13 protein-coding genes are annotated in these 16,299 nt (G+C 54.9%); 1 reads left to right on the top strand and 12 read right to left on the bottom strand.

Annotation, left to right across the window (positions count from 1 at the left end; translation table 11 throughout):
• Positions 1 to 540: 540 nt before the first annotated feature.
• The 6 genes from AC3Y2E_RS34065 to AC3Y2E_RS34040 all read right to left on the bottom strand — a co-directional run bounded on the left by AC3Y2E_RS34065 (position 541) and on the right by AC3Y2E_RS34040 (position 7,077).
• Positions 541 to 1,527, bottom strand: coding sequence for a helix-turn-helix transcriptional regulator (locus tag AC3Y2E_RS34065; protein ID WP_379217794.1), 987 nt, complete (start codon positions 1,525 to 1,527; stop codon positions 541 to 543).
• Positions 1,528 to 1,864: 337 nt separating this feature from the next.
• Positions 1,865 to 3,073: an MFS transporter gene (locus AC3Y2E_RS34060; RefSeq protein ID WP_379217796.1), complete on the bottom strand. Its 1,209-nt coding sequence runs from the start codon at positions 3,071 to 3,073 to the stop codon at positions 1,865 to 1,867.
• 249 nt (positions 3,074 to 3,322) lie between these two features.
• The gene (locus AC3Y2E_RS34055; protein ID WP_379217792.1) at positions 3,323 to 4,096 is read right to left on the bottom strand and encodes an SDR family NAD(P)-dependent oxidoreductase; all 774 of its coding nucleotides are present in this window, start codon (positions 4,094 to 4,096) and stop codon (positions 3,323 to 3,325) included.
• Positions 4,097 to 4,148: 52 nt separating this feature from the next.
• Complete coding sequence (locus tag AC3Y2E_RS34050) at positions 4,149 to 5,201, bottom strand: galactitol-1-phosphate 5-dehydrogenase (RefSeq protein ID WP_379217790.1); 1,053 nt, start codon at positions 5,199 to 5,201, stop codon at positions 4,149 to 4,151.
• On the bottom strand, positions 5,198 to 6,346 hold the full coding sequence (locus tag AC3Y2E_RS34045; RefSeq protein ID WP_379217789.1) for a mandelate racemase/muconate lactonizing enzyme family protein: 1,149 nt from the start codon (positions 6,344 to 6,346) through the stop codon (positions 5,198 to 5,200). The genes AC3Y2E_RS34050 and AC3Y2E_RS34045 overlap by 4 nt, the downstream gene beginning before the upstream one ends.
• Positions 6,347 to 6,435: 89 nt before the next feature.
• Positions 6,436 to 7,077, bottom strand: a complete 642-nt coding sequence (locus tag AC3Y2E_RS34040) for a GntR family transcriptional regulator (protein WP_379217787.1) — start codon at positions 7,075 to 7,077, stop codon at positions 6,436 to 6,438.
• Between the two features lie 80 nt (positions 7,078 to 7,157).
• On the opposite strand from AC3Y2E_RS34040, the gene AC3Y2E_RS34035 reads away from it, so the two are divergent.
• Positions 7,158 to 7,778, top strand: coding sequence for a GntR family transcriptional regulator (locus tag AC3Y2E_RS34035; protein WP_379217785.1), 621 nt, complete (start codon positions 7,158 to 7,160; stop codon positions 7,776 to 7,778).
• A 253-nt stretch (positions 7,779 to 8,031) separates the two neighbouring features.
• Here AC3Y2E_RS34035 and AC3Y2E_RS34030 read toward each other — a convergent pair whose 3' ends face one another.
• The 6 genes from AC3Y2E_RS34030 to AC3Y2E_RS34005 form a co-directional block, all read right to left on the bottom strand.
• Positions 8,032 to 8,823, bottom strand: a complete 792-nt coding sequence (locus AC3Y2E_RS34030) for an excinuclease ABC subunit UvrA (RefSeq protein ID WP_379217783.1) — start codon at positions 8,821 to 8,823, stop codon at positions 8,032 to 8,034.
• A 73-nt stretch (positions 8,824 to 8,896) separates the two neighbouring features.
• Positions 8,897 to 9,133 carry a hypothetical protein gene (locus tag AC3Y2E_RS34025; protein WP_379217781.1) on the bottom strand — a complete coding sequence of 79 codons (237 nt, stop codon included), beginning with the start codon at positions 9,131 to 9,133 and terminating at the stop codon, positions 8,897 to 8,899.
• A gap of 363 nt (positions 9,134 to 9,496) precedes the next feature.
• Positions 9,497 to 12,808, bottom strand: a complete 3,312-nt coding sequence (locus AC3Y2E_RS34020) for a carbohydrate binding domain-containing protein (RefSeq protein WP_379217779.1) — start codon at positions 12,806 to 12,808, stop codon at positions 9,497 to 9,499.
• 41 nt (positions 12,809 to 12,849) lie between these two features.
• Positions 12,850 to 14,160: an ABC transporter substrate-binding protein gene (locus AC3Y2E_RS34015; protein WP_379217777.1), complete on the bottom strand. Its 1,311-nt coding sequence runs from the start codon at positions 14,158 to 14,160 to the stop codon at positions 12,850 to 12,852.
• Positions 14,161 to 14,599: 439 nt separating this feature from the next.
• Entirely contained in the window at positions 14,600 to 15,610 is a 1,011-nt protein-coding gene (locus AC3Y2E_RS34010; RefSeq protein WP_379217775.1) for a LacI family DNA-binding transcriptional regulator, read from the bottom strand.
• A 149-nt stretch (positions 15,611 to 15,759) separates the two neighbouring features.
• Positions 15,760 to 15,969 carry a CDGSH iron-sulfur domain-containing protein gene (locus AC3Y2E_RS34005; RefSeq protein WP_332071447.1) on the bottom strand — a complete coding sequence of 70 codons (210 nt, stop codon included), beginning with the start codon at positions 15,967 to 15,969 and terminating at the stop codon, positions 15,760 to 15,762.
• Positions 15,970 to 16,299 lie beyond the last annotated feature (330 nt).

The raw sequence follows: 16,299 nt of genomic DNA, 5'->3' as shown, positions 1-16,299 counted from the left end.
CTTCGCCCAGACTCCCGGGGCTCGGCGCTCTCTTGTCCTCGAAAGGTTCGCTATTACGATGCGGTGGGATTCACGGTCGGTCCATTACGGCCTGTGAATTCGCTTCCTTGCGCTTTGCGCAGTTTTTTCGCAGGGCTTCAGCCGCCGGATCTCTCCTGCGTCTGCCTGCTAGCTACGGGGCGGCTTGGCCCCTACCCCGACTGAACTTTCATCAGCTAGTTGTGTCTAGCTTGGCTAGGCGCGCAGAGTCTTTGGCACCCTTATTTTCGGCATTTTCCGATGACAGGGACAAAGTTTAAAAAGCCTCATGGGTGAGATCGGGCAATCCGGAGCTTCGGTAAAGGGGTTCCCTTCCAAGTCAGTTTACGATTATCTGAGTCGAGCAATGAGACGATTTTGCTAAAAAAAAGGACCTCAATTTCCGCCGCAATGCGGGGGCTGAGGTCCTTTTCGCGTAGAAATGGGGACGTTCCCTGTTCTCTGTTCCCTGTCACGCGAGCCTTCCTGTGACATTGTCTTCGAGGCCATGTACATAAACGGTCATTTTCGCGCCGTCTGATTCCTCTGATACATTAACATAGCTTCGCTCGGATTGTAGCCGAACGTTTTGCGGTAAAGCGAAGAAAAATACCCCATATTCGAATAACCGACCCGAACGGCCGCTTCACTGACATTCGCTTGCCCTTGCTCGAGGATTCGGCGGGCTTCGTTCATCCGCAAGCCGCGCACATAACCGAATACGGTCGTACCGAACAGCTCTTTAAAACCGAGTTTAAGCTTGTAATCGTTAATTCCGGCCATTCTCGCGAGTTCCAGCAGGCCTGGCGGCTCCCTCCACATGCCGTTTAACAGCTCCTTCGCCCGATGAAGGCAGCGGATATCGTCGGCGTTCAGCTTCGACACCGACTGGCTGCGCTTCTCGTCGCCGTCCGCCGCGTCCAGATGGACGACCAGCAATTCGAAAGCTTTCCCTTCCAGATAAAGCTGACGCAGCGCGCCCGTGTACGGGCAATGCTTCAACTGATCGGCCAGATGGGCAACTTGCGGCGAACCGGCCAGTTGACTGCAGTAAAAGGAAGAGCGGGTCCGGGCAGTCATCTCGTCGTAAATCGGCTGAAACTGGCGCAAATCGAAACGCAGCTCCATATGGGACATCGCTTCGCCGGGCATTAACTCGGCACGTACCTTTTTGTCGCCCATATAGACGAGAGAGGAGACACCAGGCGCCATCTCGCCGAACTGCGTATGCTCGTCGGACTCCCAGGCGCCCTGCCCCTTCCACGTGAAGGCGATCTCCAGATGCGGATAGCGGACGTCGACATCGATGGTGATCGGTTCTTCCAAGGTCGCTTCATACCAGCTGATATCCATGCCGCTGCGCAAGCAAGTCCGCCGGACAAATCCGCTCCCGCTTCGAAACGGCAGCTCGTAGACGATCTGCCCGGGCTCCTGCTCCGCCGGGAGTAGGAAACCGCCCGTCTCTTCGTAAATGGAGTTCAAGCCGTATGCCTTCATCTGTATATTCAAGGCGATCCCTCCTGCATCCATGCTCTGACCTGCGCGCCGCTCCGTCCGCGAACGGTATGACGAAACACCTGCTGCGGACAATTGGCAGCGGCGATTATTCAAGGACTACCTGTGACACTATCAGTGTATAACAAGGGAAATGATTTGTACATACGCAATAATGTTTCGTCAGGGAAAGATTTTTCATCGATTTATTTTTTTACACGACAAGTTTAACACCAACAGTTGCCGGTCCGCCTATTCCTTTCAATCAGACCGACGCGGGCGTCTGATACAGCCATACGGCCGCTCAAAATAAATGGAACCCCCGCCCGTACTTCAAGCGAGGATTCCATGCTTATTCCCAACCGTTACTTTTCCAGGCTTGCGGCCGTTCCGCTGCACGAACCGATCCCACAAACAGTACGATGGCCATGAATACGACCAGTCCGGCAATTACCGCATATGGAATATGTTTATCCAACTGATACAGAGTCATGCTCAGGATGGGGGCTATGACGGCTGAGATGCCTTGGACCGACCCGACCAGGCCGGCCACGCCGCCTTGCTGCTCGCGGGATACGGCTAGCGACGCGCCGGCCATAAACCCCGGCATCATCAACCCGGCTCCGATCCCGAACAGGAAGTACGCCAAGAAATAATCGGCCAGATTGACAAAGAAAAGCAGTAAAGCCATGCTGCCGACCAGCAGCAGCGAGCCGATCATAATCATCGGTTTCGGCTGCCATTTCGGACGTTTCATTTGCAGTCCCTGGGTCAGGATCATCGCTCCGCCGCTGAACATAAGGCCAAACGAAACCATTCGCGCCGTTTCCCGGGTCGTCAGAAACAACTGGTCCTGAAAATAAAACCCGCCGACCACTTGGATCGATACGATGCTGAACATCGTCGCCAGTCCGGCGAACAAGTACAGACGGACGTTTCTCTGAAACGGGTTCACCTTGGGAGGTTTTGCCTGAATGACCGGTTTCTGTACCGGGATCAATACAAAAACGATAAAGAAAGCGGCGAGCGGCAGCAAGGCCCCCATATAAAGCGGCCATATTAATCCGATCAGCGCAAAAGCTCCCGCAATCGCCGGTCCAAGCACAAGACCGAGCCCGTTGGCCGCGCCGATCAACGCCATCCCGGCCGAACGCCCTTTCTCATCGGTAATATCCGCCATGTACGCTTGCGCCGTGGACGGTACGGCCGGAATAAACAGTCCGACTAGAGCGCGGGTCGCAACAAGCAGAGCGACCAGAAGCCCGCCGCCGACCAGCTGGTTCAATCCGGCATAGATCGTTGCCGTAAACAGGACGTAACTTACGAACATCCCCAAAAATCCGACCAGGATGATCGTCTTTCTTCCCTTAACGTCGCTCCATATGCCCCACACCGGCGCCATCAGCGCCATCGCTACGGAACCGAGCGAAATAATCAATCCCGAATGCGTCTCGGAGAGCCCCATTTCACGAATAATCGGCGGCATAACGGGAGCGATTATCATTAAGCCCACCATCGCTACAAATACGCTAAAAAAGATACTGAAACGGATTTTGGCCATCATACGATACTCCCTTCGCTCCATCAGCTAATAATCATTCTCATCCCAGCTTAGGAGAAAAGGGTTCCGGCCCGCTACCTGAAGACGGATTAAGAATGTTAGAAAACGGATTTGTTTGCCGTAAAGCTTACCTGCCCAGCTGAACGATACGCCACGAATCGGCAGTGCAAATACAGAAAGACCGCCGCTCCATTTCCGGCAGTCCTTTCTTCCGTCCCGATATATTCCGTCTCGCTGCATTGCGTCTTCCTACAGATCGGCGGTCATGCCGCCGTCCGCCACCAGCACGGCTCCGGTCATGAACGAATTGTCCGGACTTGCCGCGAACAGAACGACCGAAGCGATCTCGTCCGGCTGTCCGACCCGGCCGATCGGCTGCGCATCGTTCCACTGCCGCATGATGTCTTCACGCGGAGTGTCCAGGCGGCTCACGCTTGCTTCCAGCATCGGGGTCCATACGGCTCCGGGCAATACGGCGTTGACGCGTATGTTCGTTTTCGCATAGTCTAGCGCTACGGCTTTCGTCAGCGCCACGATCCCCGCTTTGGACGCGGCATAAGCCGAGTAGCCTTCCAATGTGGCCAGCGCGTGCACCGAGCTGACGTTTACGATCGCTCCGCCTCCGGCCTTCAGCATCGAAGGAATCACTTCCCGGCACAGTAGAAAGACGGAGGTCAGATTACTCGTCATCACCTCGTTCCACTGGGCAAGCGACAGATCGGTCAGCCGCGCTTGCGGACAGACGGCGGCATTGTTGACCAGCACGTCGATCCGGCCATAAGCCTCCAGCGTATCGCCGACCATTTTCCGTACATCGGCTTCGGAAGATACGTCTGCCGCTAGTGCCATCGCCCGGCCCCCGGCCGTCCGGATCTGTGCGGCGACCCGCTCGGCTTTGGCGCCGTCCAGGTCTGCGACGATAACCGCCGCACCGCCATGGGCAAACCGGACCGACACGGCTTCCCCGATTCCGCCGCCTCCGCCCGTTACGATTACGACTTTGTCCGACCACGGTAACTTCATCCCGTCTTCCTCCATCCTCGACTCGTTGTGCCTCCACAGAGCATCCGGGCGGTTACCGTCTCTCAACCTGCAGCAAGTATTTGGCGATCTTCCCCGGTCCACCGATCAGCCGCTCGAAGCATTCCGCCCCGTTCTCAAGCGGTCTCGTCACCGTCCATGGCGACAAATTCACTTTGCCTTGACCGATCCAGGCCAGAGCGGCGGCGAAATCTTCAGCCGAGTAGGCGAACGCTCCGATGGTCATGATTTCTTCCCGAATCATGTCGTTGATCGGCAGCGCGCTGTCCGGCTCGTGCAGACCGGTGAAGACGACCCGGCCGCCCCTCCGGACAGCCTTGACGCACGCCTGCCGGGTGACGCCCGCTCCCACCGCGTCGATGGCCGCATCGAAGCCGCTCCCCAGCTGCGGTCCGAGCTGTTCGAGCTCCGTTACGCCGATCCCGCCCAGCTCCCGGGCGATTTCCAGCCGAGCTTCGTTCCGGTCGACGATCACGACATCGCCCGCGCCGAATACGTGTGCAGCCTGCATAGCCAGCAAGCCGATCGGACCGGCACCGTAGATGATCAGCCGATCGGACGGGTTTAGCGCAAGCAGCCGGACGATATGCACCGCGCAGGCGAACGGCTCGGTATAGGCGGCTTCCCCGAAGGAGACGGCGTCAGGTAGCAGATGGACGTTGCTGCCCGGTACCGCCACGAATTCGGCGAAAGCACCGGGCCGATGCGCGCCGAGCAGGCTGCGATCCGCACACAGCTGGGAGCGTCCGCTCGCGCAGTACGAGCATACGCCGCAAGTTACGAGCGGATTGACGGTTACGCGGTCACCCGCCCGGAATACCGGCTCCCCGGGTGTGCACCGCTCGATGACACCCGCGAATTCGTGCCCCATAACGAGCGGCGGCTTGCGCAGCGAGTTGTGCCCGAGATAACCGCTCAATTCGGAGCCGCATATGCCCGCCAGCGCCACACGGACGAGCACTTCGCCGGGCTGCAGCACGGGAAGCGGCACGTCCCGGATATTCAGCAGCTTCGGCCCTTCATACACAAGCGCTTTCATGGTCGGCGGCGTTTGCGTTTGCCGTTCCCGGTTGTCCGCCGTCGTCATGTTACCGACTCCCTTTTTTCCCAGCCTTGACGGAATAGCGGCAGCCAGTTGCCGACCTGGTACGGATGCTTGCCGACCTCGTCCATATTCAGCGTGACCCCGAGTCCCGGTCCTTCCGGCGGCTGTAAATACCCGTTCTCCACCTTCAGGGCGGGCGTCAGTACGTGCTCTTCCCAAGGTTCGTTGAATTCGTCGAAGATTTCGTGCAAATAAAAGTTCGGCGTCGCCATGTTCAGATGGCTGCAGACGACCGAGCATACCGGCCCTTGCGCGCTGTGCGGCGCGATCACTCCGTTATGGGCGTGAACCATGCCGGCAATCTGCTTCGATGCCGAGATCCCGAGAAATTGCGGCTCCAGCTGGATGATATGCACCGCGTCGTGCTTCAACAGCTCGGCGAACTGTTCCCGGCAGTAGTAATCTTCCCCGCAGGCGACCGGCACCGGACTGCGCTTGGCTACCTCGACCATCGAGGAGATTCGGTGCGGCGGTGTCGGCGCCTCGAACCAGGTCGGCTTGTACGGCAGCATCGCTTCCGCGAACTGCAGCGCCGTATGGACCGAGAAGCGGTTATGTCCTTCGATTAAAATGTCGGTAAGAGGGCCGACCGCCTCGCGAACGGCTGCGATATTTTCAAGTGCCAGCTCGAAATCTTTTCGCTCCACCGTCCGCCAGGCCGCTCCGAACGGGTCGAACTTCAGCGCTGTATATCCTTTGGCGACGACCAGCTTTGCTTTTTCATGAAAGCTCTCGGGCGTTCCCGGGCCGCGGTACCAGCCGTTCGCATAACAGCGCAGCTTATCGTGGCATCGTCCTCCCAGCAGCTTGTACAGAGGCTGGCCCAGCGCCTTGCCCATAATGTCCCAGCACGCCGTCTCGATGGCGGCCAGCGCCGACCCTTGAATCTGCCCGCCGTCCGAATACACGTCGCGGAACAGCTTCAGGCCGATCGCTTCCACATCGAACGGACTCATCCCGACGACGAGATGCTTTAATTCGTGTACCGCCGCTTCGACCGTCTTGGCGAAGCCGTTCAGCGTGCCTTCTCCCAGACCCGTTATGCCTTCGTCCGTATCGACGAGCACGAACAGCCAGTTTTTCCACGGATTTCCCAGTATTGCCGTACGAATTCCGGTTATTTTCATTCCCGTACGTCCTCCCGCATGAGTGATTACGTCCGTCTCAACCGTATCACAGCATTTGGAAAACGCACAATATGCATAACTTGTATACATCAGAGCATGATCGTTTTCACATATTCGATATGCCGTTCGACCAGACGTTCCGTCAGGTGCGGATCGGTACCAGCCAGCGCTTCGCGGATTTGCCGGTGTTCCTCGATACTCCCCCACAATCTCTCTTTGTTTTTGACGAACGTCGTTCGCACCGCCATTAAGAACTTGTCCTGAATACGCGCCATCGTTTCCGTATATTCCATATTGTCAAGCCCTGAGACGATGCGCTCGTGGAATTCCCGGTCCAGCCGGACGTAAGCCGCAATATCGCCCGCTTGAATCATCCGCTCCTGCCGCTTCAAATTATCGTCCAGCTCGTCGAAAAAAGCCCGGTCCATCCTGCCGGTCAGCTTTCTGGCCGCGTAGGTCTCCAACACGAGTCTGAGCTCGTAAAGGTCCAGAATGTTTTTCAGCGAGATTTCCTGCACAATCGCCCCTTGATTCGGCGACTGCTTCACGAGCCCCATCATCTCGAGCCGATCCAACGCCGCGCGAATCGGCGTATTGCTCATCTGCAGCAGTTCCTTCAGCATTCGTTCCGGTATGAACGTCCCGCCCGGCCATTCCCCGCTGACGATGCGTTCGCGAATCGTCTCGAAAGCCCGTTCCTTCAACGTTTGGTGCGCTTGCTGAATCGGCATCCCGGTTCCTCCTGTACGTCCTGTTTCCTTATGATGGTATAATGAATCCGAATCACGTACAAGAGGGGGCTGCTTGACAGATGAAACCGCTGTCGCTCCGAGAAACCGCTTACGAAACCATACTCGAATGGATCATCTCCGGCCGGCTCCCGGAGGGCTCCGTCACTTCCGAGATCGCGCTGGCCGGTTCGCTCGACATGAGCCGGACGCCGGTTCGGGCCGCGCTGCAGCAGTTGGAAACCGAAGGATTCGTCCGCATTGCGCCCAAACACGGGGTACATATCGTTCCTTCCTCCGCCGGGCGGGTCGGCGACTTGTTGGAGACGTGGATCGCGCTCGTACAGTTCGTTTACGGGCTGCACCATCGATCGAGGAAGACGGGGTTCGCCGAAGTCGCCTCGTTCTTGCTGAGGACTCTTGAGGAAGATGCGCCGGGAACGCCCGATTCCATCAACCGCCTGGAGGGGGACATGTGGCGGCAGTGGGTAGCGCTCGGTCAAAATCGGGAAATGATACGTTTGCACGATATGACAGCAGCCAAACTTCGCTGGCACCGCAACGACCGGCGATGGAGAGCGCCCCATCGGACGGAAACGGAGCCGTGTCTCCGCAATCTGCTTAGAGCCGTCATCTCCTCGCCTGAGGACACCGATCCGGACTTTTTCGCTTATTTGCATATTCTGAAAAAAACATGGCACTGACGCTGCGATTGACAACGGACGAGATTGACCCGGCAGTGTACCGGAAACCGCTACGACGTTCCGGCTCTTATCCGCGGCAACGGAACACAAAAAAACAGTCGTTATTATGTACACACACCAAACAACGTCAGTATTTATTGCCGCCAAGGCGGCAGGCGACGATTGAGCTTCATCCGTTCTTCCATCTCCGCCGGCCGCCGATAACTGCTTCTTGATTCGTCCGAATCAAGAAGCAGTTATCGGCGGCCGGCTTTTATACAACATGCAATGTGTGGAGACCAATCTTATGCAGGTAGATCAGCCGCGTCTCCACCTCTTCAATGATTTCACTACATCTTTCCCGTTCAAAAAAATCCAGAGATAGAGGCAAATTTTTAATGAACAGAAGCAGGTCCGGGATTGGTATTCTCGAAACCTCCGAAACGGATCGTCCGCCAATGGTTATCGAAATACGCTCGGAGCTCGTTTCGCTGCCGCTACACATCGGGCATGGTTCTTGCCGGGAGAAAAAACGGATGGATCTCAGATTCCCTCTGCTGATCGTGCCTGCATCACGCATGTATCGCAAGTCGTGAACACATCCGCGATAAAACCCTTTCAACTGCTTCCTATTATGAACATACGAAACGGGTTCTTTTTCGTATCCGTAAAGCAGTATATCGGTAAAACGGTAATCCTGGCCCGCGAGCGGCTTCCCAAAGTCCATCGCAAGCATCTTGGCCAATTGTTTGATCATGGCAACAGGACCGCAATTCGTACCCGCCCATAACAGCACGGCTCCATGCTTCAGTGACAGTTCGGTTGCGATCATACGGCTTGGATCGATATCCCCAATGACTACTCCTGTCCCGTCGCAAGTAAGGCAAGCCACATGCCTGCCGCTTTCTGAAGGATGCTGAAAGGGACTAGCCCCGCCAGGTAACCGGCTCTTCCCGATCTCTGCATAAAGCAATCTCATATACTCCAATACTTCTGTTATTGTACCGATCAAGGCACCAGGTCTTTTTGCGTTAAATCTTTTCATGGGGAACAGCGTACGATCCAAATGGATAACCCCTTTCAGGATTGCTTTTCAAGGATTATTACTAGGTTACATATTCCCATTCGTCTGTTCCCATTCAAACGTTTCGATTTTTTACAATTGTGATAATTCCCACTGCAGTCAGCAAACAACCGAAAATGAATGGCGGAATAAAGTAACCGAGAGCCTCACTGTCTCCCCAGTTCAAGCTAAATCCGCCGCAACCGGTTGGGCTCATGCCGCAGGCAAACGCATTTAGCCACATCCATAAGACTGCCGTGGCGATAACGATCAGAAGCCCGATCACAGTAAGAATAATACCGATTATTCGCACCGTACTTCCCCTCCCTCCGGGAAAGTCATATCCAACATGGAAACTACGAATATTGTATTCCGAATATACAGCCCGTGCAACATAGAAGCTAACCTACCGACAAGCTATTTTCTCCATGATTAGTTTTGCATAAAGATCCCAATCGGCACGATCCGTGTTGATTTCCGAGAGCAATATCGGTTGATTCCCCTTGTGGGGCTGGTGAAGTAACGGGAGCCGTCTTCCCCCCCTTTTTTCCCTATGAAATCAAGTAAAAAACACCAAAGTACCGTCCGAAAAAACATCCGGACGGTCCTTTGGCTGCAAAGCCAAGACCGGTGAAAGTCTCGTTTGCCCGGCCACTGCTACAAATCCGCTTCCCTATTAAGGAAGCTCACGCATCTCCAAATCGTCGACCCAGGCCGGTCCGTTTACGTTCTGATCCAATTTGAAATATACCGCAGCACGTTTTGTCTGAGGCAGCGCTGTAAAGGTTACTTGTACCTTCGTCCAGTCGCCGCCTCTTGCCGCTTCCGCCCAATTGTATTGAACGGATACGCCGCTCGCGTCAATTTGCCGGATGCCGAGTGCAGCCGATCCGGTTGTCGAGCCATTTTTCACCCATCCTGTCAACATGTACCGGTGTCCTGCAACAACCGGAATTTCTTTGGCGTCATCCGTATTGATCACGTTCCATGTATTGCCCGCATCCGGGTTCAGCTTGGCGGATGCCGTTCCGCCGTGAGCGGTTGTTTTCTCCCATACGCCTGAACGCATCAACCAGCCGTCCGGACTGCTGCCGCCTTGCTCAAAGCCGCCGTTGTATACCAGATTCGTGTCGATCGTGACCGTGAGCGGCAGCGAAGCATAGCTGGCGCCGAATAGCTTCGGCACGATCGTTACCGTATACACGCCCTGCGTCACCGTTGCGGGAATAGTCACGTTCCCTTGTAACGTCATCGTTTCGCGCCCTGCAAGTGTTGCGGATGAAGCCAGCTCTACCGTAAGGCCGTTTGGTACGAACCGGTCCAGCTCCACCGTAAGCGGTTCGGCCGAGCCGTTCGTCAGTTCGACGGCAAATGGATAGGTGCCGGCCAGCGCCGCCTCGATTGTCCCCGGAGTCAGCTTCGTCTGCAAAAGCGGCGTCACTTTCAGCTCGCGGGACGACGAAACCTGAAATACCGAGCCTTTGAACTCATAATAGACCGATGCCGTAACGGTGTAATCCCCTGCCGGAACTGCGGATAGAATTGTAAAGTTGACGGAGGCGGAATCGGCATCCCCGCTGTTGACGGGACCGAACTCCCTCTCGATCGGCGCCAGCCCGAATTCGTCCGGAAGATCGACGCGCAGCCACGGACGGAGTGTTTTATCGCCCTTGTTACGGATCTGCACATTTGCCGTCACCTGTTCTCCGGGTGCAGCCGCAAGCGGAAACGGCTCCAACTCGAGCCGGATCGTCGAGTGGACGATCGGAACTACCCTGTCGTATATGCCGTCAAGCAGCGAAAGCAGCGTTCCCCTTTTACCTTCCAGGACGGTGTCGTTTTGTCCGTTTACCCATGCTTTCAGCTTTTTCGTATCGTCCAGCACTTTATCCGCTTTGTTGATGATGTGTTTTACGTCCGGGGTCTGCCCCGCTAACGATTGATGCAAATCGGCGAGTTTGGCAGCCAGATCGCCCGATTTTTGCCTCCAATAGTTGCTTTGCAGCATATCGTTTGCGTTCTCGATCGCATCGATCGCCGCAGCAACTTCCGAATTAAACGGCGTAATGCGGTAAACTAGAGCCTGCTCGGGACCGAGATCCGCATTCAGTTTCCCGTTCCAGCTACCCCACGAAGCCGGCTCGCCGCCATACATCAGCTGTACCCGGTTGCCCGCGCTTGCGAGCGGAATCTCCGCTGACTGGGTGGTGTTCGTCACATTGATGGCGACCGCATACTGCTCCTGCCCTTTATTCCAAAGCCCCCACTGCACTGCGCTCCCGATCTGCTCGGCCGTTTTGCTTCCTTGCGACACCAGCTCCCCGATCAGCGGCAGTTCGTCTTTGAATGCGGCCAATCCCGTCCATAACACCGATTCCCGCAGCTTCCAGCCCGGATCGTTAATCGAGTAGTAGCCAAGACCTTTGCTTCCGGCCAAGATGGACTGGTAAGCCATATTACGCACTTGCCCGATTGTCGGCAAATAATCCCACGACGTCGAACCCGGAAAGAGGAACGTCTGCAATATGGTCCAAACCGGCTTCACTCCTTCCGTATCGAGCACCGCTTTGCGGACTCCGTCGCCGACGGCGGAAATGGGCTGCGCGTTCACCCTATTGTACGGGTAGACGTCGGTCACCAATATATCCGTCGCCTGTCCGGTGGGACGGTACGCATAGGTTTCAGACTCGACCATATAGGTCGGATGATCGGAATCGATGGAGCGGATCCTTTTGTACGCTTCGAGAATTTCCGATTGGGGGATCCCGTTGCCGGTCGGCTCATCCATGATCATCCAGCCAAGCAGGGCGGGGTGATTCTTGAAACGGGCGACCATTTGCTCCGTAAGCGCGAAATTTTCCTTGACCTGCATGTTGAGGTACAGCGTCTGCAGCACCATGAGGCCGTTCGCCTGTGCCGTATCAAGTAACGTTTGCACCGTCGCCTCGCTCGCTGTGTTGATGCCTTGGATCGTATTGACCCCGATCTGGCTCAAATACGGTAAATCGTCCAGGCCCGCATGGTAGGCGATCACCGGGAAGAAGGGCTGCCCGCCTACTTGAACGGGACCGTTCTGCGGCAGCATCGTCGGGCGGTTCCATCGGTAAATGGTTCGTTCCTCCCGCGAAAGGATGACCCCTACGGCGTTTTTCAATTCGGCCGAAAGCACATAAGGCTGTCCGTGCTCCATGACGGAAGGCTGGAACGGAACGTTAAGCTCCGCTGCGGCGGCTGCACCGGTTTGCGCAAATACAACCGTGCCGTCAGCTTCCTTCATTAGCTTGATGTCCGCCGTTTTCCCGGTAAAAATGCCGTCTTGCGGCTTGAGCACCACATTGATGCTGCCGGACGCGAGATCCGGGTAATAGTAGGTATGATTGGGCGTGAGCACGATTTGCGGCGCATCTTTCGTTTTGGCGACCGCCGCGTCGTCGAAATACACTTTGCCGGTTCCGTACAGGCGCAAATAAACGTACATGTATTTCGCTCCTATCGGAGCCTTCACTTCATAGTCCAGCTCGTGCCATTGTCCGTCGAGGCCGGATGCGGAGCTGCGGTACGAATATCCGGGCAAAGCCGTTTGCGGCGATACGACCTGCGAGGTGTAAAACTCGATCTTGTAGCCGGGCGCGCCGCTTACGCCGATCGCCTTGAACCACGACGAAATTTTGTACGTCGCTTCCTCTTCCACGGGAATCCCTTGCTGAACCCATGGGTTGTTCGCCGTGTTCGTCTGGATCGAGATGCCGTAGTCCCCCGTCCGCGCCGCTTCCGGAACGGCTGCAGCCGCTCCGGTCCATGTATTTCCGATAGCCGTCCACCCCGATGGAGCGCCGTTCGTTACCGTTTCGAAGCCGGCATTGGCTAGTAAATTGGCGGATGGCGGTGAGTCCGCCGAAACCTCGTTCCCTCCGAAAGTAAATCCTTGAAAGACGAGACAAACCGACATCAGTAAAGCCAACCGTATTTGGATACTGCGAACGCTCATCCGAAAGCCTCCCCGATAAAATCGATTTCGAAATTCCATCCTCACTTGGTTAATTTCATTTCCGCTTCAATCGCCCGGTTAGCCGCTTCTTCCGCTTGGCGCAGTGCACTGTTGATGTCCAGGCCGTTATCGACGATGTTTTTGACGGCATCGTTAAGAGGGGTATTGACCAGCGGATCGTACGTCGTCGGCTCATAAGGAGGCGCAAAAGAGCTTTTAAAGACAGCCTTGATGTTTTTGCCGTTCATCGACTTCATGTTCGCACCATATTTATTTTTGATCGTTTCGTTGCTCAGTGCGGTAAAGCGGCCTCGTTCAGTAATTACGGTTTGGATCTCTTCCCCCGTCAGCAGCTGAATGACTTGGAACGCTTCGTTTTTGTTTTTGCTCAGAGCCGATACGGCCAGGAAGTGCCCTGTGGACTGGAAGCTCGTATTCGGACGTTCGGGGTAGCTAGGGAATTGCGTGACGTCCCAGCTGAAATTTTCCGGGGTGCCGTGCAATTTCTCCAGAGCGGCAAATCTCGCATCGTAACTGGCGACCATGGCGAGTGTCTGGGTTTTCAGGAAATGGTCCAAATTGACTCCCTTGTTGCCGGGTATGGCGTTAATTCCCTGAATAACTTCCGCCACCTTTTTCCAGCCGTCGGTATTGATGAGCGCTTTATTTGTCTTTGGATCCACGCGCGGCAGTGATAACTGTGTCGACATGTCGGTAATTGCATTGGTGAGCAGTCCTTTGTACTCGACGCCGTTTTCGCTTCTGGAAAATTTCGCGGCGAGCTGGATCGTTTCTTGCCAAGTCATCCCTTCCTTCGGATACGATACACCGAAACGGTCGAACAAATCTTTGTTGTAAAACAAAGCGAGGAAGTTCAAGGAGAACGGAACAGCGTGCAACTTCTCGCTGCCCCCGTATACTTTGGAGGTTTGCAGCGCCGCCGGATCAAACTGATTGACGTTCATCCCGAATTTCTGAATATACGGCGTCAGATCTTCCGTTGTGCCAAGATCCCGATGTGCCTTGATCTGGAGAGACGTGATAAACATAAAATCAGGGAAGCTTCCCGATGTAAGGAGTTCGCTAAGCCCGTTGTTGCCGTTTTTGTTGCGTATCATCTCGACGGTGATGTGCGGGTATTTGGCTTTTACAGGCGCCGCGATCAGCGTCTCGAACTCTTCGTCGGTAATGGTCGCCCCATCCTGGAGCATATACAACGTAACCGGTTTGCTTGGTTCCGTCTTCTCCGGTTCCGGGGCGATTCCCCCGGTTGCTTGTTTTTCCCCGCCGCAAGCCGCCAACAACAACGCCATTATACTTGCAGAGATGATTGCTCTTTTACTCAACACCATGCCCGACCCTCTCCTTTATTTCAACTGGGCTTCCCTGTACATATCTCAAAAATAACGTTACACATCCGAATATCCGGTTAATGTCGTCAAGTTGGCGCAGTGCTAGCGGCTCCTATTTTCTTATGGTCGTAAAGCTTTGCGGTTCGAGTTTTAGCGATACCTCCTCCGATTTTTTTGCCGGTCTTTCGCTGTCCATCCTCCTGGTACGGCAATCGTAAAATCATTGATAAGTGTAAGCGCTGTCAAATATGGGATTAGCACTGCTGCCTGCCTACTCACCCGCTACTTCCGATGGGTACCCTTCCCCTCATACGGCAGATGGTTCCATAGTCTCCCTTCTTGTCGAATGATACACACGTGTTCATAAATTATTGTGCAATTTACAAATTAATAATAGCACACGTGTTCATAATGTGTAAACTGCCCCCTGTATATTTTTTTACAGGGGAGGCGGTGTGGCCGAACGTCTGACTACGAGCTCACTTTTAATCTCTTCCACTTGCCAGCAGGGGGTCTCTTCGTCCTCTGCGTTTTTTTCCGTCAACATAGCTATCGCCCGTTCCGCCAAAACATGAAGCGGAGGGCCGATCGTCGAGAGCGGAACCTCGAACAGCTGCAGCTCCGGAACGTCGTCATAGACGATTAACGACAAGTCTTCAGGAACACGGATTTTGTGGCGTCTCAGCATTCTGGCCAGTTGAAAAAAGGTCACTTGGCTATCCAGTACGAACGCCGTAGGTTTTCCGCTCCCAAGCAGCAGATCGGTTACGGCCTTCTCGTCGAACGGTTCGTCGGCCGAGTGGGAATCTCCGATCGATACGAGAAAATCTTTTCGAAAATCCAGCCTGGAGTCGACGATGCCTTGCGTAAATCCGACCAGTTTGTCCGTCGTCTGCCCGATAAAGCCGATTCGGGAATGGCCCAGCTCGGCCAAATGCCGGACCGCTTCGTAAATCCCCTGCCTTCTGTCGATTTTCAGGCAGTGGGCATCCTCGACCGTACCTCCGCCAATCAGCAGCATGTCGCCTTTGAACCGCTCTTTCTCCTTCAAAAACTCTGTGGGCGCCTCCCAATCCGGTGCCGCCCAATAGATGACGTGATCGACAAACTGCTGGTTCAGCGTACGCATCGCTTCAACCGGTTCGTCCAGCGACAGCAGCACGCTCATCCCCTTTTTGCCGGCCTCTCTCTGGATTTCTTTACTCAAATTGTAGAAAAACATCGATTCGAAAGCAGGCCAAATCATACCGATGCAGTTCGATTTCCGTTCGGCCAGCCGTCTTGCCGCCAAATTCGGCACATAATTCAACTGTTTGGCAATCCTCAAAATCTTCCGTCTTGTCTCTTCGTTTACGCCAGGGTCGTCGTTGAGCGCCCTTGACACGGTCGGATGGCTGACGCCGGCCATTTTGGCTATGTCTTTAATCGTAACGGTCATTCGTTGCGGCACGGCTCCTTTCCCCCTAATCGCCGGGATTGCTTCTTATTATATTACACGTGTGCAATAAAATAAAGCTTCGCTCCTTTCCGGCATCATGGCCGCATAGGAAACAGCCCGGTCTCTTATCGAGTCCGGGCAACGTTTATGTAAACCATCTCCTACTTCGCTCTCGGCTCGCTTTTGAAGCCGATGGACTTATGCGTGCCGTCGCAGAACGGTTTGTTGCCCGATCCTCCGCACCTGCACAGCGAGAACGACTCTTTGTGCTCGAACGGGTTTCCTTCCGCGTCCACCAGCTCGACCGGCCCGGTCACCCGAAGCGACCCGTTGTCGTTAACCTTAATTGTGACTTTGCTTTGGTCTGCCATAAGTTTGCCTCCTTGTACGATAATTACTACCAGTATATCCGGCTACATGCGGAAAAAGACGAGCCGCTATCGTACTTGGATTCCAAAAAACTCATATTGGAATTTATTGGGTCATCATGGAGCTTTTGCGGAACGCAGGAGCAATTGGCCTTCGTTCTGGATTTGCTCCAAGGCTTCATTTGGAGTTAATGTTCCTTTCATGACAGCTTCCGCCTGCACAGCGGCAACTAACGTTACTGTTCCTGCATACGAGCAGTCTTTTTTGCGAGTTCTGTCACTTAGCAGAAGTTTGGCGGCATTATTCGCCTTTTAGTTTATGGAATTAATATT

The sequence above is a fragment of the Paenibacillus sp. MAH-35 genome (assembly GCF_058135425.1).
This window is presented reverse-complemented; position numbering and strand designations above follow the sequence as displayed.